This is a genomic window from Aminobacter sp. NyZ550 (genome assembly GCF_025628925.2).
GTDB classification, from domain to species: Bacteria; Pseudomonadota; Alphaproteobacteria; order Rhizobiales; family Rhizobiaceae; genus Aminobacter; species Aminobacter ciceronei.
This window is the reverse complement of record NZ_CP114190.1, coordinates 1,335,605-1,354,967: the sequence shown is the minus strand read 5'-3', so window position 1 is coordinate 1,354,967 and position 19,363 is coordinate 1,335,605. Positions and strand designations below refer to the sequence as shown.

24 protein-coding genes and 1 other RNA gene are annotated in these 19,363 nt (G+C 63.1%); 15 read left to right on the top strand and 10 right to left on the bottom strand.

The features are described from left to right. Positions 1 to 193 precede the first annotated feature (193 nt). Positions 194 to 1,078: an NAD(P)-dependent oxidoreductase gene (locus tag N7E70_RS06710; RefSeq protein ID WP_269441448.1), complete on the bottom strand. Its 885-nt coding sequence runs from the start codon at positions 1,076 to 1,078 to the stop codon at positions 194 to 196. Positions 1,079 to 1,208: 130 nt separating this feature from the next. Between N7E70_RS06710 and N7E70_RS06705 the strand changes: the two genes are divergently transcribed. Further along, a complete protein-coding gene (locus N7E70_RS06705; protein WP_067956986.1) occupies positions 1,209 to 1,550 on the top strand; it encodes a winged helix-turn-helix transcriptional regulator in 342 nt (113 codons plus the stop codon). A gap of 28 nt (positions 1,551 to 1,578) precedes the next feature. On the opposite strand, the gene N7E70_RS06700 is transcribed toward N7E70_RS06705, so the two are convergent. Further along, complete coding sequence (locus N7E70_RS06700; RefSeq protein WP_263005867.1) at positions 1,579 to 1,986, bottom strand: lysozyme inhibitor LprI family protein; 408 nt, start codon at positions 1,984 to 1,986, stop codon at positions 1,579 to 1,581. Between the two features lie 243 nt (positions 1,987 to 2,229). Between N7E70_RS06700 and ykgO the strand changes: the two genes are divergently transcribed. From ykgO to N7E70_RS06685, 3 genes are all read left to right on the top strand, one after another. Then, positions 2,230 to 2,355 (top strand): type B 50S ribosomal protein L36, encoded by a 126-nt coding sequence (gene ykgO / locus N7E70_RS06695; protein ID WP_018429929.1) that lies wholly within the window; start codon positions 2,230 to 2,232, stop codon positions 2,353 to 2,355. Between the two features lie 79 nt (positions 2,356 to 2,434). Continuing rightward, positions 2,435 to 3,016: a tetratricopeptide repeat protein gene (locus N7E70_RS06690; RefSeq protein ID WP_157096998.1), complete on the top strand. Its 582-nt coding sequence runs from the start codon at positions 2,435 to 2,437 to the stop codon at positions 3,014 to 3,016. Positions 3,017 to 3,144: 128 nt separating this feature from the next. Next, positions 3,145 to 4,194, top strand: a complete 1,050-nt coding sequence (locus N7E70_RS06685) for an alpha/beta fold hydrolase (RefSeq protein WP_263005866.1) — start codon at positions 3,145 to 3,147, stop codon at positions 4,192 to 4,194. A 97-nt stretch (positions 4,195 to 4,291) separates the two neighbouring features. On the opposite strand, the gene pyk is transcribed toward N7E70_RS06685, so the two are convergent. Further along, on the bottom strand, positions 4,292 to 5,728 hold the full coding sequence (gene pyk, locus N7E70_RS06680; protein ID WP_067956968.1) for a pyruvate kinase: 1,437 nt from the start codon (positions 5,726 to 5,728) through the stop codon (positions 4,292 to 4,294). Beyond that, positions 5,725 to 6,213 carry a DUF1036 domain-containing protein gene (locus N7E70_RS06675; protein ID WP_067956963.1) on the bottom strand — a complete coding sequence of 163 codons (489 nt, stop codon included), beginning with the start codon at positions 6,211 to 6,213 and terminating at the stop codon, positions 5,725 to 5,727. The genes pyk and N7E70_RS06675 overlap by 4 nt, the downstream gene beginning before the upstream one ends. A 245-nt stretch (positions 6,214 to 6,458) precedes the next feature. On the opposite strand from N7E70_RS06675, the gene N7E70_RS06670 reads away from it, so the two are divergent. The 3 genes from N7E70_RS06670 to N7E70_RS06660 all read left to right on the top strand — a co-directional run bounded on the left by N7E70_RS06670 (position 6,459) and on the right by N7E70_RS06660 (position 7,974). Continuing rightward, positions 6,459 to 7,256 (top strand): N-formylglutamate amidohydrolase, encoded by a 798-nt coding sequence (locus tag N7E70_RS06670; RefSeq protein ID WP_263005865.1) that lies wholly within the window; start codon positions 6,459 to 6,461, stop codon positions 7,254 to 7,256. Between the two features lie 11 nt (positions 7,257 to 7,267). After that, positions 7,268 to 7,576 (top strand): DUF1244 domain-containing protein, encoded by a 309-nt coding sequence (locus N7E70_RS06665; RefSeq protein WP_067966058.1) that lies wholly within the window; start codon positions 7,268 to 7,270, stop codon positions 7,574 to 7,576. A gap of 137 nt (positions 7,577 to 7,713) precedes the next feature. Then, positions 7,714 to 7,974 carry a DUF2312 domain-containing protein gene (locus N7E70_RS06660; protein WP_067956960.1) on the top strand — a complete coding sequence of 87 codons (261 nt, stop codon included), beginning with the start codon at positions 7,714 to 7,716 and terminating at the stop codon, positions 7,972 to 7,974. A gap of 58 nt (positions 7,975 to 8,032) precedes the next feature. Here the strand turns inward: N7E70_RS06660 and N7E70_RS06655 are convergent, their stop codons facing one another. Beyond that, positions 8,033 to 8,710, bottom strand: a complete 678-nt coding sequence (locus tag N7E70_RS06655; RefSeq protein ID WP_246670911.1) for an NADPH-dependent FMN reductase — start codon at positions 8,708 to 8,710, stop codon at positions 8,033 to 8,035. A 42-nt stretch (positions 8,711 to 8,752) separates the two neighbouring features. Between N7E70_RS06655 and N7E70_RS06650 the strand changes: the two genes are divergently transcribed. The 4 genes from N7E70_RS06650 (at position 8,753) to N7E70_RS06635 (ending at position 12,505) form a co-directional block, all read left to right on the top strand. After that, positions 8,753 to 9,736, top strand: a complete 984-nt coding sequence (locus tag N7E70_RS06650; protein ID WP_263005864.1) for a LysR family transcriptional regulator — start codon at positions 8,753 to 8,755, stop codon at positions 9,734 to 9,736. A 91-nt stretch (positions 9,737 to 9,827) separates the two neighbouring features. Then, positions 9,828 to 11,180: an LLM class flavin-dependent oxidoreductase gene (locus N7E70_RS06645; protein ID WP_263005863.1), complete on the top strand. Its 1,353-nt coding sequence runs from the start codon at positions 9,828 to 9,830 to the stop codon at positions 11,178 to 11,180. 10 nt (positions 11,181 to 11,190) lie between these two features. Further along, the gene (locus N7E70_RS06640) at positions 11,191 to 12,015 is read left to right on the top strand and encodes a sugar phosphate isomerase/epimerase family protein (protein ID WP_154387233.1); all 825 of its coding nucleotides are present in this window, start codon (positions 11,191 to 11,193) and stop codon (positions 12,013 to 12,015) included. Between the two features lie 136 nt (positions 12,016 to 12,151). Further along, complete coding sequence (locus N7E70_RS06635; RefSeq protein ID WP_263005862.1) at positions 12,152 to 12,505, top strand: hypothetical protein; 354 nt, start codon at positions 12,152 to 12,154, stop codon at positions 12,503 to 12,505. A 72-nt stretch (positions 12,506 to 12,577) separates the two neighbouring features. Here N7E70_RS06635 and msrB read toward each other — a convergent pair whose 3' ends face one another. Next, a complete protein-coding gene (gene msrB / locus N7E70_RS06630) occupies positions 12,578 to 12,982 on the bottom strand; it encodes a peptide-methionine (R)-S-oxide reductase MsrB (protein WP_154387232.1) in 405 nt (134 codons plus the stop codon). A 99-nt stretch (positions 12,983 to 13,081) separates the two neighbouring features. After that, the gene (locus tag N7E70_RS06625) at positions 13,082 to 14,272 is read right to left on the bottom strand and encodes a vWA domain-containing protein (protein WP_154387231.1); all 1,191 of its coding nucleotides are present in this window, start codon (positions 14,270 to 14,272) and stop codon (positions 13,082 to 13,084) included. A gap of 226 nt (positions 14,273 to 14,498) precedes the next feature. Between N7E70_RS06625 and N7E70_RS06620 the strand changes: the two genes are divergently transcribed. Beyond that, positions 14,499 to 15,572, top strand: coding sequence for a glycoside hydrolase family 25 protein (locus N7E70_RS06620; RefSeq protein WP_263005861.1), 1,074 nt, complete (start codon positions 14,499 to 14,501; stop codon positions 15,570 to 15,572). 36 nt (positions 15,573 to 15,608) lie between these two features. On the opposite strand, the gene N7E70_RS06615 is transcribed toward N7E70_RS06620, so the two are convergent. The 3 genes from N7E70_RS06615 to N7E70_RS06605 all read right to left on the bottom strand — a co-directional run bounded on the left by N7E70_RS06615 (position 15,609) and on the right by N7E70_RS06605 (position 17,321). After that, positions 15,609 to 16,055: a GNAT family N-acetyltransferase gene (locus N7E70_RS06615; protein ID WP_154387229.1), complete on the bottom strand. Its 447-nt coding sequence runs from the start codon at positions 16,053 to 16,055 to the stop codon at positions 15,609 to 15,611. Between the two features lie 176 nt (positions 16,056 to 16,231). Beyond that, positions 16,232 to 16,477, bottom strand: coding sequence for a hypothetical protein (locus tag N7E70_RS06610; protein WP_263005860.1), 246 nt, complete (start codon positions 16,475 to 16,477; stop codon positions 16,232 to 16,234). A gap of 4 nt (positions 16,478 to 16,481) precedes the next feature. Then, positions 16,482 to 17,321 (bottom strand): AAA family ATPase, encoded by an 840-nt coding sequence (locus N7E70_RS06605; protein WP_154387228.1) that lies wholly within the window; start codon positions 17,319 to 17,321, stop codon positions 16,482 to 16,484. A gap of 238 nt (positions 17,322 to 17,559) precedes the next feature. Between N7E70_RS06605 and ssrS the strand changes: the two genes are divergently transcribed. The 3 genes from ssrS (at position 17,560) to N7E70_RS06590 (ending at position 19,333) form a co-directional block, all read left to right on the top strand. Further along, a non-coding RNA gene (gene ssrS, locus N7E70_RS06600) (6S RNA) lies at positions 17,560 to 17,715 on the top strand. A 121-nt stretch (positions 17,716 to 17,836) separates the two neighbouring features. Next, positions 17,837 to 18,421 (top strand): 5-formyltetrahydrofolate cyclo-ligase, encoded by a 585-nt coding sequence (locus N7E70_RS06595; protein ID WP_263005859.1) that lies wholly within the window; start codon positions 17,837 to 17,839, stop codon positions 18,419 to 18,421. Positions 18,422 to 18,508: 87 nt separating this feature from the next. Further along, positions 18,509 to 19,333, top strand: a complete 825-nt coding sequence (locus N7E70_RS06590) for a TIGR00282 family metallophosphoesterase (RefSeq protein ID WP_067956925.1) — start codon at positions 18,509 to 18,511, stop codon at positions 19,331 to 19,333. Positions 19,334 to 19,363 lie beyond the last annotated feature (30 nt).

Here is a 19,363-nt window from a genome sequence, read left to right as displayed (position 1 = left end):
GACTGTAGGATCCGTGTAGGTTGCACCGTCGCTCCAGAGCGGCAACAGCAACGCCCGCCGCTGCTCGGCGCTCTCGCTGGACCAGGCGGCGCAATAGGTGTCGACGAGAAGCGTGAAAGACATTCTTCTCTCATATGACCTGTCAGGCGGAAGCTGGACGGCGACGCGGCCAGCTTCCTCGTTGCAGCCGCCCTTATGCGGCCTTGCCCATGAACTGCGACAACGCCGCGAAATCTCCATGCAACTGGCCGGCTGCAATCGCCCGCTGGAAGAGGAAGCCGTAAGCGTCAACCACGGCGCGGTCGATGCCCCGCGCATCCATGAGTTCCAGGAGGTGCTGGAACGCACTGTGATGGATGGAAATCGACGAAAGGGTCTCCTCGTCGCTGGCAAAACGGCCGGCATCGGTACGCTTGATGAGGTCAGTGACGAGCCCCTCGACAACGGGCGCTGTCGCCGTCCACTGCCGGCCCAGTTCGCCCAGATCGATGTCTTCGGCCTGGCTCACGGCGATGGCGTTGAGCGCTCCGAACAATGCACCCCACATCAGGGCCAGCAAAGCGCTATCAAGCGCATTGGCACGTCCAGGGTCTTGTCCGACATGCTGGACATTACCGCCCAACGCGCGAAAGACGGCCTCGTTGTCCTGAAAGGCCTGGCCCTGCCCCGAGACCAGGATGGTGCCCGCATCGGTGCCGATGAAGTCAGGCGTTGCCATGATCGCACCATCGAGATAGCCGGCGCCGTGCCTGGCACACCACTCGGCGGCTTCGCGCGCACCCTGTGGCGTTCCCGACGTCAGGTCGATGATCAGCTTGCCGCGGACGGCGGAAGCGACTGCATCGTCGCGCAGGATGCCTCCAGTCGCCTTGTAGTCGCTGACATTCACGATGATGACTTCAGCTGAAGTCACGGCCTCAAGTGCTGAAGATGCGACGGTTGCGCCGAGCAAGGCGAGCGGTTCGGCCTTGTCTTTTGTACGATTCCAGACCGTCATGCGATAATCTGATGCAAGCAGGGCGCGGGCAAGTGCCGAGCCCATGCGTCCGGTTCCCAAAACGGCGATTGAACGCTTCATTCCAACTCTCCATATCAACTGGCGGCGCCACGACGCGACGTCTGTCGCGACGTCGTGGAGGTATGGTGATATGGGCGGCACACAATACGAACCCGGGCGTAAGTGGTCACCTGGCGGTAAGGAGAGCAGCATGGACAAGACGGCGGACAATGGCTTTGTAGCGGCTGTCAGGATGACCGAAGGCAAATGGAAGATAGACATCCTTTGCCAGCTCGGAACGGCATCACGCCGGTTCGGCCGGTTGAGGCAGTCGATTCCCGGGATCAGCGAAAAGATGCTGGCGCAACAATTGCGCGAACTGGAGGCCGATGGGCTCGTCGACCGGAAGGTCTATTCGGAATTGCCGGCCAAGGTTGTCTACTCGCTCACCGAACGCGGCGCAGCCCTCAACGCGGCAGCAGAATCACTATGCCGCTGGGGCGCGCAGTTCGGCCTTCCCTGCGATATCAAGAACAAAGCAGAATACGCCTGAGACGAGACCTCTGCCGCGGACTGCCGGCCTACTGGCCCGGTACTGGACAGCTCAGGTCGCCCTCCTCGCATTTGAGGTAGCTGCCGAGTTGCGTCACACGCGCGTCGGTCAGTCCCTGCAGGCAGCCGGAATGGATCATCGGCTGGACCGATCCGCCTTCGACGCCGGAGGAGGCGAACTTGCATTCAGCATCGCGGAAGGCGATCCAGGCGCGCTGCGAATCCTGTAACAGCTTGCGCGCGCCGGCGTTGTCGGACAGGCGCTTCATGATGTCACCATAGGCGACATTCAGCTTGGCGTCTGACGCCGCGTAGTCTTGGGCCGCACAGATGTTCATGCCCATCTGGGTCTGGTCGTTGCGGTCGCACTCCTCGGCCGACGCCACCGATGCCACCATCACGCCGGCCATTGAGATCAAGAGAATCGAATGCCGCATCTGCCTCTCCGCTGTTTGACGAGCGGGAGGATTCCAGCGAGGCTGTCCACTGGCAAGTCCCCGTCCCGGCACGGCCACGACCATTGCCGGCAAAAAAGCCAATCAATCCGCCATGCTGTGCCCTGTCGCGGTTGACTGACCAAGACTCCTCGTCTAAGAGCCACTCACACAAATTGGGCGCGCACTTTGGGCGTGCTTTTGGTTTCGGCCCGGAAGATGGGCCCCATCTGACGGGTTAGTGACATGAAGATCAAGAATTCGCTCAAGGCGCTCAAGGGCCGCCATCGTGACTGCCAGCTGGTTCGTCGCAAGGGCCGTATCTACATCATCAACAAGACTGCGCCGCGCTACAAGGCCCGCCAGGGCTGATGCTCGCCCGGCCACTCGCGGCCGGCGCATCACGGCAATTTCAGTTTGACGTTCCCATGCGGGGGTCTAGAATTTCCGCATGCGGAGCGTTTTTGCCTTTTTTGTCCTGACCATCGCGGCAACGCCGCTGCCGCTCCAGGCGTTTGCCCAGACGAGCGGCGATACCGTCGTCGCCAAGGCCGACACCCAGCTCGATTCGCTGTTTTCCGACCTCAAGCGTGAGCGCAACGAAAAGGCCGCCGAACGCCTCGCCAACCGGATCTGGGAAGCCTGGTACAGGTCTGGCAGCGCTTCCGTCGACCTCATGATGCTGTGGGCGCAGCAGGCGCTGGAAGCCAAGAAGTTCGACGTTGCCCTCGATTTCCTCGACCAGGTCGTGACCCTGCAGCCCCAATATGCCGAAGGCTGGAACCGCCGCGCCACCGTGCATTTCATGATGGGCAACTTCCGCAAGTCGATGACCGACATCGAACGCACGCTGGAGCTCGAGCCGCGCCATTTCGGCGCCCTCTCCGGCATGGCCCAGATCATGGCTGCCACCAACCACAACGAGCTGGCACTGCAGGCCTGGCAGCGCGTTCTGGTCATCTACCCGATGCTGCGAAATGCCCAAAACGAGGTTTCGCGGCTGGAGGAAGAGCTTGCGGGCGAAGGGATTTGAGAGGGGAGTAAGGCAATAGGGCAGTAAGGGAGCAGGTGAGGGTCGCCGATTGATGCCCCATTCCCCCTGCTCTCTCACTGCCCTATTCTCCTACTCCCCTACTTCGCTACTCCCCTCCAACGAGCCGCATGAACATCCTCACCTTTGTCCTGGTCCTGCTCGTTGCGATCGTGCTTGCGCTTGCCGGCTTTACCGGCGTGGCCTCATGGCTGATCGAGCGCCGCAATCCGCCGGTGGGCAGCTTCATCGACATAGCGGGCGCCAACATCCATTACGTCCATGTACCGGCGCCCGTTGGCGCGGAGTTGCCGCCGCTGGTCTTCATCCACGGCGCATCCGCCAACCTGAAGGACCAGATGCTGCCGCTCAGGCCACAATTCGAAGGCCGCGCCGAGATGCTGTTTTTCGACCGGCCCGGCCATGGCTGGTCCGAACGCGGGCCCGGCAGCAACGAGACGCAGGAAGGGCAGGCCGCGACCATCGCTACCCTGATGGACAGGCTCGATGTCAAGGACGCCATCATTATCGGCCATTCGTTCGGCGGCTCGATCGCGGCGACCTTCGCCCTGGAGCGCCCTGAGAAGACGCGCGGGCTGCTGTTCCTGTCGGCGGCAACACATCCTTGGCCGGGCGGCGACACGTCCTGGTACTACAGCCTGAGCGCCATGCCGGTGGTCGGGCGGCTGTTCGCCGCGATGGTTGCCAATCCGGCCGGGCTGATGCGCATCGATGCGGCCACGACCTGCGTCTTCTCGCCCAACGAGGCGCCCGATTTCTATGTCGACGAAGCCTCCATCAAGCTGGTGCTGCGGCCGCAGCCGTTTCGCGCCAATGCGATTGATGTCGAGGGCTTGTACCGGCACGCGCTGAAGACGGCGCCTCGCTATCCCGAAATCAAGGCGCCGACTGTGGTGCTGTCGGGCGACGCAGACACAGTCGTCTACGAGGAGATCCATTCGATCGGCCTTGCCCGCGACATTCCGGATGCCGAGCTGGTCTGGGTCAGGAACCTCGGCCACAAACCCGACTGGGTGGCACCTGATCTGGTCGCGGCAGCGGTTGAAAGGCTCGCCGGCCAACCACGTGACCTGCAGGCGATGGCGCGGCAGGTCGAGGCCCGCATTGCCGGCGACGCGTTCGGGACGGATATGTGCGTGAACGAGAAGGCGCCAAACTAAGGGAGTAGGGGAGTAGGGGAGTAAGGGAACATCGAGAACGAGGAGGACGGCTTGAGCCGCCTATTCCCCCGCTTTCTTACTCCCCTACTCCCATAAATTACCTGCTGCCTTTGCCTTCCGGCCCGACATAGGCGATGCGCAGCATGTTGGTCGAACCAGGGGTACGGAGCGGCACGCCGGCGGTGATGATGACGCGATCGCCGCCAGCGGCAAAGCCTTCGTTGAAGGCGACGTTGCAGGCGCGGTCGACCATGTCGTCGAGATCCACCGCATCCGGCGAGACGACGCAATGCGTGCCCCAGAGCAGCGACAGGCGGCGCGCGGTGGCGAGGATCGGCGACAGCGCGATGACAGGCACCTGCGGCCGTTCGCGCGCCGCGCGCAGCCCGGTGGTGCCCGAGGCGGTGTAGGTGACGATTGCCGACAATTTCAGCGTCTCGGCGATTTCGCGCGCCGCAAGTGAGATGGCGTCGGCGCCGGTCGCTTCCGGCTGCGAACGCTGGGCGTTGATGATGCCGGGATAGGTCGGATCCTTTTCGACCTGCTGGGCGATCCGGTCCATGGTCGCGACCGACTCGACCGGGTACTGGCCGGCAGCCGACTCGGCCGACAACATGACGGCGTCGGCGCCTTCGAACACGGCCGTTGCGACGTCGGAAACTTCAGCACGGGTCGGCACCGGGGCCGTGATCATCGATTCCAGCATCTGGGTGGCGACGACCACAGGCTTGCCGGCACGGCGAGCCGCGCGGGTGATCTGTTTCTGGATGCCGGGCACGGATTCGATCGGCATCTCGACGCCGAGATCGCCACGGGCGACCATCAAGGCATCGGACAGCTCGATGATTTCGGCGAGACGGGCAACCGCCTGCGGCTTCTCGATCTTGGAGAGCAGGAGCGCGCGCCCTTGGGCAATCTTGCGCGCCTCGGCGAGGTCCTCGGGCCGCTGGATGAAGGACAGCGCGACCCAGTCGACGCCGGTTTCGAGCACCGCGTCGAGGTCCTTGCGGTCCTTTTCAGTCAACGCGCCGACCGGCAGGTCGGTGTCGGGCAGGCTGACGCCCTTCTTGTCGGAAATCTTGGTGCCGGCAACGACCGTGCAGACGATCGACTTGCCGTCGGTCTTGGTTGCCCTGAGCTCCAGCTTGCCGTCATCGATGAGCAGACGGTGGCCGGTCTGGACCGACTTGAGGATTTCAGGATGCGGCAGGTGGACACGGCTCGACGTGCCGAGGTCGGGGTTGTCGTCGAGGGTAAAGGTCTGGCCGACTGATAGCTCTTCCTTGCCATTGGCGAACTTGCCGACGCGGAGCTTGGGTCCCTGCAGGTCGGCGAGGATGCCGATGGGCCGGCCAACCGCCTCTTCGACCGAACGGATACGGCCAACAAGCGTGCGCATCGAATCGTGGTCGGTATGGCTCATATTGATGCGGAAGACATCGGCGCCCGCATCGAAGAGCTTGCGGATCATGACCTCGTCGGAAGAGGCCGGACCGAGTGTGGCGAGTATCTTGACCTTGCGGCTACGTCTCATTGACCGTTCGTTCCCGAGGCGGCCGCATTGCCGCCCGTTGCGGGCTCGTCGGTGAGCTGGACCATCCAGTTCGCCTGCTCGCCCGTGTCGTATTCCTGGAAACCGGCACGCTGGAAACCGCGTGCTACGCAGTCGGTGACCCCGGCAACCTTGAACTCTTTTTCAGCCACGCACATGTTGATGGGGCCGTCCCAGCGTCCGCCCCGCTCGGCATCTTCTGCATAGAGATAATAAAACCTCGATGACAGCGGGCCTTCGATCAGCGTCTTGCAGGTCTGCCCTTCGATGTGCCACCAGCCTTCGGTGATCCAGCCAGCCTTGGCGCGATAGCCGATGCCGACGCCGACGAGGCTCTGCGTCGCGTTGCAGACCCTGAAATCGGCACGCGCAGGCGTCGCGGCAACGGAGGCAAACAGGGGAACCGCCAGGAAAAGGAAAAGCAATGCGAAGGCTGAGCGTACGCGCGGCCCCCCGGCAAGTTCCATCCCCAAGCCCCTCTTCGACGTATTTTTCATGTTCTGGTGCCCTTTTCGGCAATGTGCAAGCGCATGTCAACGCATGGCACGGCGCTTATCCAATCGATTTAGATGCGCTCGGCCGCCGTGATTTGCCGCCCCATCTGGCATATTCGAAAAAAGGTTGGCAAAACAACGGCGTTAGCACATATCCCCACAGCTGCAACGGCGTCAAAACCTACACCGAAGCCGTGCCGAAGGACAATTTGCCTCCGATGACGCGAAACACTCTCTTTGCCCCGTTCGAAATCATCGACGGCGACCGCGCCCAGGGGCTGGTGCTTTTGTGCGACCATGCCCGGCGCGACCTGCCGCAGGAATATGGTGATCTCGGCTTGCCGCCCGAGGAGTTCGAGCGCCACATCGCCTATGACATCGGCGCCGAACAGGTAACCCGCAAGCTGGCGGCGATGATCGGCGCGCCGGCGGTGATGGCCAATTTTTCGCGCCTTCTGATCGACCCCAATCGCGGCGAGGACGACCCGACCCTGATCCGCCAACTCTATGACGGCTCGGTCATCCCGGGCAATTATCCAATGTCCGGGGAAGAGCGCGAGCGCCGGCTCGACACTTTCTACCGACCCTATCATGACGCTGTCGGCGCCATGATTGCCTCGGTGCACCGGCAGACCGGTACGGCACCCTTCATCCTGTCGGTGCATTCCTTCACGCCTGTCATGCAGGGCCGTATCCGGCCATGGCATGCCGGCGTGCTGTGGGACATGGACCATCGTGCCGCCTGGCCGCTGATCGAGATGCTGGCCGAGGACATCGGCTTGGTCGTCGGCGACAACGAGCCCTATGATGGGGCGCTGCGCGGCGACACCATGTACAAGCACTGCATCGTCAACGGCTTTGCCCATGCGCTGATCGAAATCAGGCAGGACCTGATCGGCGACGACGCCGGAGCCGGAGCCTGGGCAAATCGGCTGGCGCCGATCGTTGACGCGATCAACCGCCGTGCCGACATACACGAAGTCAGACAATTCGGCTCGCGCACCGGGCCGCTGTGAAGGAGGTTACCATGGCCGAACTCAGTGAGGCGCAGCAGCGCGAATTCGAGGCGGCTGCCTTTCGCCGCCTGCTCGAACATTTGCGCGAGCGCTCCGACGTGCAGAACATCGACATGATGAATCTCGCCGGCTTCTGCCGCAATTGCCTGTCCAACTGGTATCGCGACGCAGCCGCAGGCGCCGGCGTCGAGTTGTCCAAGGAGGCATCGCGCGAGATCGTCTACGGCATGCCTTATGCCGAGTGGCAGGCCAAGTATCAGCGCGACGCCAGCGATGCGCAAAAGACCGCCTTTGAGGCGAGCCGACCCAAGGACCACTAGGCGATATTACGTCGCGTCGTGTCAGCTGCGCCGCCACGTCCCCTTGACCCTCCTGCCGTCATCGGGCATCGAACCGGGCCGAAATGCCCCATGGCGCGCCGAGTCGCGCTGTTCCAATCACAATTGCGGAGTGCCCCATGGCCGACGAAATCACCGATACCAGCCAGACCGTTGCCGCCGGCCAGTTGCGCGCCTTTATCGAGCGCATCGAGCGGCTTGAAGAAGAAAAGAAGACCATCTCCGACGACATCAAGGACGTCTACGCCGAGGCCAAGGGCACCGGCTTCGACACCAAGGCGCTGCGCACCCTGATCCGCCTGCGCAAGCAGGACCAGGCCGAGCGCGACGAGGCGGAAGCAATCCTCGACCTCTACAAAGCCGCTCTCGGCATGAGCTGAGGCCAATATGGCTGCGGCGCATCCATGCGACCCCGCCGCAGCCATCGTGGCAAGCAATCTACGCCACGTTCCGGGACTGCAACGGCGCAGCCATACTGGCTTTCCCCACGCCAAACGCGTCCGCAAAGTTCAAGACCTGATTGACCATCAGCGCGATCTGGTCTCCACAATCACAGTCCGGTAGCGACGAATTGGCAATGACGCCCAACGGCGTCGGCCAACCGCGCAGGGCGTGCACGATCGAGCGCAGATGCTGCAGCGTTGAGCCGCCAGCCTGCCAGCCGGCGGCTGCGGCGATCAGCCCAACGGGCCGCCCTTCGAGATACGGCCTGATATCGCCATGCAACTCCTCGACGTAATCCAGCGCATTCTTGACCATGCCCGACACCGAGCCGTGATAGCCCGGTGATGCAACGACGACGCCGTCCGCGCGGCGCAGGGCTTCGACGAACGCCAGCTCGGCCGCGCCGGGCGTGACAGTGCCATAGATCGGAAACACCAGCCCTTCGCCGCTGAAGGCCAGCGTATCGGCACCTGCCGCCTGCGCCGCTGCCAGCGCCCGGTGCAGCAGCCGCTCCGAAGACGAGCCGTTGCGTGTCGTTCCGCCGATCCCGACGATTAGGGGTCTCGCAGCCATTCTGTCCTCCCGAGGCATCTCTGTTTCGGCCTTCAGGAGACAGGCAACGGCATTTAGCGGCAAATGACCTTTTCGGACGAGGCGATCTCGTTTCGGCATCGGCACAATCGGTACGACCAAACATTTGCGCGTGGTGCCCAGATGACCGGCAGTGCAGACGAGCCAAAGGCTCAGACCCCCAACGACAGCCTCAGCTTCGGCCGGCTCGGCATACGCCGGGCCCAGCTCCTGAAGAACCTGCAGCACTTCGTCGTCGCCGCCGAACTCGGCAGCTTCCACAAGGCGGCCGATAGGCTGGCGATCGTGCAGTCGGCGCTGTCGCGGCGCATCGGCGATCTGGAGGCGCAGCTCGGCGGCAGGCTGTTCGAACGCGAGCCGACCGGCGTGCGGCTGACCTTGGCCGGCGCAGCGCTGCTGGAAGACGCATCGCGCATCCTGCGCGAGGTCGACCTCGCCATCCGCCGCTTCGACCTCATCGACAGCGGCCAGGTGTCGCTGCTGCGCGTCGGCTTCAATGGTGCTGCGATGATGTTTGCGCCGGTCCCCGACGGTCTGCAGGCGTTCCGCAGCACCAATCCGACGGTCGAACTCCGACTGACGCCAATGCTGTCCGAGCAGGCATTCCAAGCGCTGGCGGCGGGAACAATCGACCTCGGCCTGGCCTATGATCTCGGCTACCCGCACAGCCTGAAGTCGCGACAGCTTGTGTTGGACGACCTGGCGCTCGCTTTGCCCGAGCATCATCCGCTCGCCTCACGGCCAAAGGTTGTGGTCGAAGACCTTGAGGGTGCCTACTTCATCGGCATGGACCTCGCCCAGTCTGGCCTGATGGCGGAGAAGGTCGCGCTGGCACTGCACTCACGCGGCGTCACCATCCGCGTGTTGATGGAGACCGGCAGCACCGAGGCAACGCTGAGCCTGGTCGCCGCGGGGCTCGGCATCGCCTTCGTCAACCGCTCGCAGGCAGGGCGGCATCCGCCGAATGTCATCATTCGTGACGTCGCCGGATTTTCGGTGCCGCTGCCGCTGAAGCTGTTCTGGCGGGGGGAGATCGAGACGCCGGTGCTGCTGCGTTTTGCCAAGACACTGGCGGCGCAGTTCGGGACCGCGGGAGGTGTGGCCTGATTTCGAGATCGCCTCGTCGAAAACGGTCATTTGATCCAGTCTCTCGCCTCCGGGAAGTTGTGCCACAAACGCAAGTGGAGAACACCGCCGCATGACCCGGGAAATCAGGCTCAACGCGCTCGACCAGTGCAATCCGAGCTTCCTCGCCTTCGGCCTGTGGAGCCATCCGCGCGACAAGGCCCTCGACTTCACCAGCATCGACTATTGGGCCGACTATGCCCGCCTGCTGGAACGAGGCTTGTTCGACGCGCTGTTCCTGGCCGACTCGCTTGGCGTGCCCGACACCTACAAGCAGAGTTTCGCATCGGCTTTCCGCAGCGGCGCGCTGGCGCCGAGCCTCGATCCCGCGGTGATCGTACCGGCCATGGCTCTGGTGACCAAAAACCTCGGCTTCGCCATCACCGGCAGCGCCTCCTACGAGACGCCCTATCTGTTTGCCCGGCGCATGACGACCCTGGACCACATGACACGCGGACGCATCGGCTGGAACATCGTCACCTCCTTCCTGCGCAGCGGCGCACTCGCCATGGGCCGCGACGAACTGGCCGAGCACGACGCGCGCTACGACGCCGCCGACGAATTCATGGAAGTGATGTACGGGCTGTGGGAAGGCTCGTGGGCCGACGATGCGCTGAAGCGCGACAAGGCGAGCAGCATCTATGCCGATCCGGCATTGATCTCCGAGCTCGATCACGACGGCCCGCATCACAGAATCCGGGCGGTGAGTGCTGCCGAACCCTCGCCGCAGCGCACGCCGATGCTGTTCCAGGCGGGTGGCTCGCCGCGCGGCCGCCACTTTGCAGCAACCCATGCCGAGGGCATCTTCATCAACGGGCCGAAGCTGGAGCTTGTGGCGCCGCAGGTGACCGACATGCGCAAGCGCGCCGCTGCGCTCGGCCGCGATCCCAGGAGTCTGAAATTCTTCGCCGGCGCCACCATCATCGTCGACGAAACCGAAGCGCTCGCCCGCGCCCGCTATGAGGACTACAAGCGCCACACCAGCGTCGAAGGCATGCTGAGCCAGTTGTCGGCAGCACTCGGCATCGACCTGTCTAAATATCCGTTGGACGAGCCGATCCGCTACGAAAAGACGGACGCGGCGCATTCGCAGCTGGAGATCCTGACGCGCAAGGGCAGCTGTACGGTGCGCCAGGCAGCCGAAAGCATGGTGGTCAGTGGCCGCAATCTCTTGGTGGTCGGCACACCCGGACAAGTCGTCGACGAGCTCGCCAGATGGGTCGAGCACGCCGATGTCGATGGCTTCAACATCGCCCGCATCCTGGCGCACGAGACGATGGAGAACTTCATCGGCATGGTGGTTCCCGAACTGCAGCGGCGCGGCATGTTCAAGACCGAATACGCAAAAGGCACCCTGCGCGAAAAGGTGACGGGCGCGGGTCCGCGCACGGCCCACGATCATCCAGCTTCAACGCATCGCAGATAGGATATTGGCTATGAGACGATTTTCGATGTCGTATCTGACGGCCCCAGTCGTCTCGCCGCTCGAGTCGATCCGCATCGCGTCTGACGTTGGCTACGATCATCTGGGGTTGCGCATCCATCCGACAGCGGCGGCCGACGCGCCATCGCCCTTGCTCGGCAACAAGGCGCTGGCCGCCGAGTGCAGGCGGCGGCTCGACAATAGCGGGCTGACGGTGACGGAGGTCGAAAGCTGGATGATCCGCCGAGGCTTCGACCTGTCGCACAGTGCCGGCGCCATGGAGGCTGCAGCGGAACTCGGTTCACCACGCCTGATCGCCGTAGCTGACATGCGCGGCGCGATCGAACAGGCCGAGATCGAAGATAGGTTCGCAGGTCTCGCCGAAATGGCCTCGGGCTTTGGGCTCGGCGTCGACTTCGAGCCGATTGCCCATCGCGCGGCGGGAACGCTCGACGAGGCGCTGGCGGTGATAGCGGCGGGTGCACCCCATGGTGCCGGGCTGATCCTCGACATGCTGCATATCGACCGCATGGGCATTTCGCCAGCTGAGCTGGCGATGCTCGACCGTAGCCTGCTGCACAACGTCCATCTGTGCGACGCCCCGCCCAAACCAGCAGATCTTGAAACGATGGTGCGCCATTCGGCCTTCGACCGCGACCTGCCTGGCGAAGGGGCATTGCCGCTCAGGGCCTATCTCGCCGCTCTGCCAACTGACCGGCCACTCAGCATCGAGATCCCGATGCTGCGGCTGGCGAACACGGTTTTGCCGCAGGAGAGGGCGAGGCGCGGCCTGGCCACATCGAAGCGACTGCTTGCAGAGATTGAGGCGGCCGGCTGAGGAACTTGCAGCCGTCGTACGGCGTTCACCTTGTTGTGAAACGAGACTATCGGCGCACTTGTAAACACGGCAGATTTGATGCCCTATTTGTGAGCTAGACTGTCACATCAGCGGCAATGGCGCGGGGTCACCAGCGATGACACAGACCGGGCACTTCCACCCCTCCGACAATCCCCTGGGCGGACAGAGCGGACTTTCCGCATTCTTTTCGCGCCGCTGGAACGGCGACGTGCCGCTCGGCCAGCTGTTCTGGTGGGACATGGTGGTGGTTGGCAGCATCATCAACGTCGCCACGACGATCGTCGCGCTGCTGATCCTGGCCGCAAAAATGTCAGCGCTGCTCGCAGTCGCCGTCCACCTGATCCCGCTGCCCTACAATCTGTTCCTCTATGGCAGCGTACTGAGGACGGCTGACATGGCTGGCACGCCGAATTCCAATGCTGTCAAGCTGAGCGCCACATTGTGGATCATCCTCGCCAGCCTGCTCTGAGCAACACTGGTGCTGCCATCAGACGATCGCGCCGCGGGCAGCACCCGCGGCGTCTCTTGTCAAAAGAGCGAATTAAGCTGCCGGCTCGAAATTCAGCGCCACGCCGTTGATGCAGTAGCGCAGGCCGGTGGGCGGCGGGCCGTCGGGGAAGACGTGGCCGAGGTGGCTGCCGCAATTGGCGCAATGCACCTCGGTGCGAACCATGCCGTAACCGCGATCGACGGTGGTTTCGACCGAACCCTCGACCGGGTCGTTGAAGCTCGGCCAACCGGTGCCGCTCTCGAACTTCAGCTTGGATTCGAACAGCGGCTGATCGCAGCCGGCGCAGGCAAAGGTGCCGGCGCGCTTTTCGTAGAGGAGCGCACAACTGCCCGGCCGCTCGGTGCCGTGGTGGCGCATCACCTGGTATTGCTCGGGCGTCAGCATCGCGCGCCATTCGGCGTCGGTACGGGTAACGGGATAGGTCTTGGCATCCATTCCGGGGATCTCCCTCGATTGTTCTTCTTGTTCGCGGTCTTCGCACAGATAGTTACGAAAGGTGCCGACTGACAGGGCATCAAATCCTGTTGAAGCGGCTCAGTGCTTGCGCGACAGCTGCTTGGTCGCTGCTTCCAGACCGGCCAGCGTCAGCGGGTACATGCGGTTGGCGAAGATCTCCGAGATCATCTTGATCGAGCTGGTGTAGCCCCAGTGCTTTTCCTGGGTCGGATTGAGCCAGACGGCGTTCGGCCACTGGTCGAGCACGCGGCGCAGCCAGATAGCACCCGACTCCGGGTTCCAGTGCTCGACCGAACCGCCGGCATAAGCGATCTCGTAGGGGCTCATCGAAGCGTCGCCGACAAAGATGACCTTGTAGTCGTGGCCATATTTGTGGAGCACGTCGAGCGTTGGCATGACCTCGGCATGGCGGCGGCGGTTGTCCTTCCAGACGCCTTCGTAGAGGCAATTGTGGAAGTAGAAATATTCGAGCTGGCGAAACTCGACGCGCGCCGCCGAAAACAGCTCCTCGACCACCTTGATGTGGTCGTCCATCGAGCCACCGACGTCGAAGAACATCAAAAGCTTCACCGCATTGCGCCGCTCGGGCCTGGTCTTGACGTCGAGATAACCGTGGTCGGCGGTGGCGTGGATAGTGCCGGGCAGGTCGAGCTCTTCTTCGGCGCCCTCGCGCACCCAACGGCGCAGGCGCTTCAGCGCCACCTTGATGTTGCGGGTGCCGAGCTCGACGCTATCGTCGAAATTGCGGAACTCGCGCTTGTCCCACACTTTCACCGCGCGGCGATGGCGGCTCGTCTCCTGGCCGATGCGCACGCCCTCGGGATTGTAGCCATAGGCGCCGAAGGGCGAAGTGCCCGCGGTACCGATCCATTTCGAGCCGCCCTGGTGGCGCCCCTTCTGCTCCTCGAGCCGCTGCTTCAGCGTCTCCATCAATTTCTCGAAGCCGCCCAGCGCCTCGACAAGTTTTTTCTCCTCGTCGGTCAGCGTCTTTTCCGCCAAGCGGCGCAGCCATTCCTCGGGGATGTTGGCAACGTCGACCCCGCCCTCGCCCGCAACGGTCTCGACGCCCTTGAAGTAGTGGGAAAAAACCCTGTCGAAACGGTCGATGTGGCGCTCGTCCTTCACCAGCGCCGCACGGGCGAGGTAATAAAAGCCCTCGACGTCATAGCTGACGAGATCGGCGTCGAGCGCCTCCAGCAGGGCCAGATATTCGCGCAGCGACACCGGAACTTTGGCCGCCTTGAGCTCGAGGAAGAAGGGTATGAACATGGCGGGCACTTTGCTTCGGCGCGCTGCCGCAGGCAAGTCCGCCGATGCCACAGCAGTGCCGACAATCAGGCGATGGGCGCATTGGCAGCGCTGCAACACCCAAAATCTAATTAAAGTAAAAATCGGATTCAGTCTTTCTTGGTAATTTCCCGTTAGCAATTGCCGTCAGTGGGGAGCGGGGCCCGAGTCTGCCTCCGATCCGAGTTTGTTTTGCGTACGGGTACCAATGCGTTTCTCAGCGGCGTCAGCGATCGTTCTCGCCAGCCTGGCTCTTGCCGGCTGCACCTCGAACTCGGGCCTCGGCAGCCTGATGGAGCAGGCGTCGCCATCTCCTGAAACAACGAGTTCGGTGATGCGGCCGTCGGCCGACATCGCACCCGTGGTCGCGCAGGCGCCGGCGCCCCAGCCGGTCATGGCAGCGCCAGTCGAAGTGACCACGATGACGGCAGCGCCGGTACAGGTGGCGATGGCAATGCCCACGCCTATGCCAAGGACGCCGATGGAGCCTGCCATCGAGCTTGAAGACATGCCGACGCCCGACGCCAAGCCGATCGCGCTGGTGGCGCCGTCCAACCCGATGAAGGCAACGCCGTTTGCGCCGGGCAAGATCTATGGCCGCCGCTTCCGCGACGCCAAGCCGATCAATTTCGGCCGAACCATGTCGCCCAAGAACTTCGCCGTCCACGGCGTCGACGTGTCGCGCTGGCAGGGCGAGATCGACTGGCCCAAGCTGCGCACCCAGGGCGCCAACTTCGCCTACATCAAGGCCACCGACGGCGGCGACCATCTCGACCCGATGTTCCGCAAGAACTGGCGCGCGGCCGAGGCCGCCGGCCTGAGGCGTGGCGCCTATCACTTCTTCTACTGGTGCCGCACCGCCGGCGAACAGGCCGACTGGTTCATCCGCAACGTGCCCAGGGTTCCCGGCGCGCTGCCACCGGTCATCGACGTCGAATATAATGGCGAATCGAGCTGCAAGCGCCGCCACAGCCCCGAAAAGATCCGCGAGAAGATGCAGGTCTTCATGGACAAGCTGGAGCGCCATTACGGCCAGCGTCCGGTAATCTACACCGCGCCCGACTTCTACAAGGACAATCTGCGCGGCCACTTCCAGAACTATCCGTTCTGGCTACGCGCCGTGGCCGAGCCGCCATCCAAGGTCTATCCCGGCCGCAACTGGGTGTTCTGGCAGTATTCGGGCTCGGGCCTGTCGCATGGTGTCGAGGGCAAGATCGACCTCAACGTCTTCCGCGGCAGCGCAGCCCAGTGGAACCAGTGGCTGGAACGCACCGCGGGCTGATCGCCCGCGGGTCCTGGCCAGTGATTGCCTGTCGCCTCAGAGCAGGTCGTACTCGATGAACCCGGTGCGGCGAGCGACGCGATCGTAGAGCTTGCGCGCCGTGGCGTTGGTCTCGTGGGTCATCCAGTAGACATTGGTAACGCCGAGCTTGCCGGCCTCCTGCTTCACGGCTTCGATCAGGGCGGCGCCGACGCCCTTGCCGCGCGCCTCCGGGTCGGCGAACAAATCCTGCAGGTAGCAATTGTTGGCCTCGGACCAGCCCGAGCGGTGGTAGAGATAGTGCGTCAGGCCGACCGCCTTGCCGTCGACGAGAGCGATCAGACCCTTGGGCTCGAACTCGCCCTCGGTGAACAGGCGCTTCCAGGCGAGCTTGTAGATGTTTTCAGGCAGGACCGTGTTGTAGAAATCGAGATAAGCGGTCCACAGTCGGCGCCAGTCCTCGTGGTCGGCAAGCTCGAGCGGGCGGATGGTGATGTCGGTCATGAAGCTCTCTCTCCTTGGATGCACCAGCGTCCTCAGAAATCTCTGATGGGACAAGGGTCCAGGGCTGCCAAATCGCTGCTCCTGGCTTTCGGGCAACAGTTGGCTGGAAATGACTTCAAATCGCCTGGTGCCCTCCAGAGATTCCACAAACCAGGGTCGATACGTATCGACTTCCGCTATTGATCGTCCTTCCGGATCGCAGCCTTGAGACAATACGGTGCAACGCAATGTGCCGGGTTCGGATAGACGCTGGCCGCATCCAACAACTCTCCCGAAATCACTGCACATTCTTCATGGAAATGCCATTGGCGCCCAGATCGGTCGCTCAAGACGAATTCAATGATTTCCGGCTGCGGTTCGTCGTCAACCCAGCGAATGATCGAGACATCGACTTCCCTCTGGTCACCGGACGATGCCGCCAAAATTTCACCCCTGCCGTCTCGCCATGAATGCCAGGCGCTCGAACAAATGCACGTCCTGCTCGTTCTTGAGCAGGGCGCCATGCAGCTTGGGCAGCGCGTTCTTGGGGTCGGCGCGCAGGTCTTCCGGTGCGATATCGTCGGCGACCAACAGGCGGATCCAGTCGAGCGCTTCCGAGGTCGACGGCTTCTTCTTGAGGCCGGCAACCTCGCGGATCTCGTAGAACTGGGTCAGTGCGGCGCGCACCAGGTTCTGCTTGATGCCGGGATAATGCACCTCGACGATTTTGTGCAGCGTGTCGACGTCGGGGAAGCGGATGTAGTGGAAGAAGCAGCGGCGCAGGAAGGCGTCGGGCAGTTCCTTCTCGTTGTTCGAGGTGATGATGACGATCGGCCTGACCTTGGCGCTGATCGTCTCGCCGGTCTCGTAGACGAAGAACTCCATGCGATCGAGTTCCTGCAACAGATCGTTGGGGAACTCGATGTCGGCCTTGTCGATCTCGTCGATCAGAAGCACGACCTTTTTGTCGGCGGCAAACGCATCCCACAGCTTGCCGCGCTTGATGTAGTTTTTGATGTCGTTGAAGCGGCCGTCGCCGAGCTGGCTGTCGCGCAGGCGCGAGACGGCATCATATTCGTAGAGACCCTGCTGTGCCTTGGTGGTGGACTTGACGTTCCACTCGATCATTTCAAGGCCGAGGCCGGATGCCACCTGGCGGGCGAGTTCGGTCTTGCCGGTACCCGGCTCGCCCTTGACCAGCAGCGGCCGCTCCAGAGCGATCGCCGCATTGACCGCCACCATCAGATCCTTGTCGGCGACATAAGCCGACGTTCCTTCAAAGCGCATGCGAAACTCCAAATTTGTCGGCGCCGACACTAGGGAGGTGTGGCCGGTGGGGCAAGCGGGACGTCCCGTCGTGATAGGCGTTCGGGGCCGCCGCGGTACAGGAGGCAGAGCTCTCGCTCGAACAGACAACAAAGCGCATGAGCATGAAAAAACCTCCACACCACAGCCCCGCAAATATCCTTGCACGAAGCGTCCCACTGCCATGGCGCATTGCGGCCACAGCGCCTATATTGGCGGTGACGGTCTGCGCTTCCCGGCAGGAGAGCATTTTCCCCGGGGCCTTAACGATCCTTAGGGAGCTGTCCCTGGGAGGACCCGTGGGTTCTTCCATACGGCGCCCACCTACTTTGTAGGTCTCCGGGATCGACTTCTTCACCGGTTGTGTGGATCGTCACCTCCCTGTCAGGATAAAACCTGCCCACCCGACGCCTGAAAGCGTCGGTTTCCGCGTTGCCGGTGCAACGGCCAATGTGCCAAACACGTGGCGAACGACAGCAGAACGGGCGAACACCGGCATGACTTCCCATCGCGAAATCAAGAAGCAGCTGCGCAAGGAAGCGCTGGCCCGGCGCGACGCGCTCGATCAGTTCTGGCGCATCGAAGCGTCGCTGGAGATGGCGGAGACGGCGCGCGACAATCTGCAGTTCGAGCCCGGCACGATCGTCTCGGGCTTCTGGCCGATGCGATCGGAGGTGGACGTCAGGCCGATGATGTTTGCCCTGCGCGAGCATGGTGCACGGCTCTGCCTGCCGGCGATCCTCGACAAGCACACGATCGTCTTCCGCGAACTGGTGCGCGGCGCACCGATGGTCGATATGGGTTTTGGCACCGTCGGGCCGCATGAGGAAGCCGAGGTGCTGGATCCCCAGATCATGCTGGTGCCGCTGGCGGCTTTCGACAAACGCGGCCACCGCATCGGCTATGGCGCCGGCTATTACGACCGGGCGATCTCCAAGCTACAGGACAAGGGCATAGAGCCCAGGCTGATCGGCATCGCCTTCGACTGCCAGGAGGTCGAGCGCGTTCCCGACGAGAACCATGACGTCATCATCCCCGAAATACTAACGGAAAGCGGGCTGCGCCGTTTCGAGCCGACGTGAGGTGATCGGCCAGCGCGAATCAGCTCCGGGCAAATTCGGCCGGCTCCACTTGCATGATTTCGCAATGGCCCTGTAGAAGCATTTTTTATGAGACTTCTTTTTCTTGGCGACATGGTGGGCAAGGCCGGACGCACTGCGGTGTGGAATCAGCTGCCCGGCCTGATTTCTGATTTCCGGCTCGATTTTGTCATCGTCAACGGTGAGAACGCCGCCGGCGGCTTCGGCATCACCGAGGAGATTTTCCGCGAAACGCTTGCTGCCGGCGCCGATGTGGTGACGACGGGCAATCACGTCTGGGACCAGCGCGAGGCGCTGGCCTTTGCGCCGCGTGAGGAACGCTTCTTGCGCCCGGCCAATTTCCCGAAGGGCACACCGGGGCGCGGCTCCGGCCTCTACATCGCCAGGAACGGCGCCCGCGTTCTCGTCTCGAACATCATGGGCCGGGTGTTCATGCATCCTGAACTCGACGACCCGTTCCAGGCCGGCGAGCGGGAACTGGCCGCCTGCCCATTGGGCGAACAGGCGGATGCGGTGGTGATCGACTTCCACGCCGAGGCGACGAGCGAGAAGATGTGCTTTGCCCATTTCGTCGACGGCCGCGCCAGCCTGGTTGTCGGCACGCATACCCACCAGCCAACAGCCGACCACCAGATCCTCAATGGCGGCACCGCCTATCTGACCGACGCCGGTATGTGCGGTGACTACGACTCCTCGCTCGGCATGGACAAGGAAGAACCGCTCAACCGGTTCCTGTCCAAGGTGCCGAAGGGCCGCTTCGAGGCGGCCAACGGCCCGGCCACCATCTGCGGCGTCGGCGTCGACATTTCCGACCGCACCGGCCTCGCCGAACGGGTTGCGCCATTGCGTCGCGGGCCTAGGCTCGAAGAAACCGTCCCCTCCTTCTGGTCCTGACATTGACGTGGGGCCAGTCGAAACCTACTT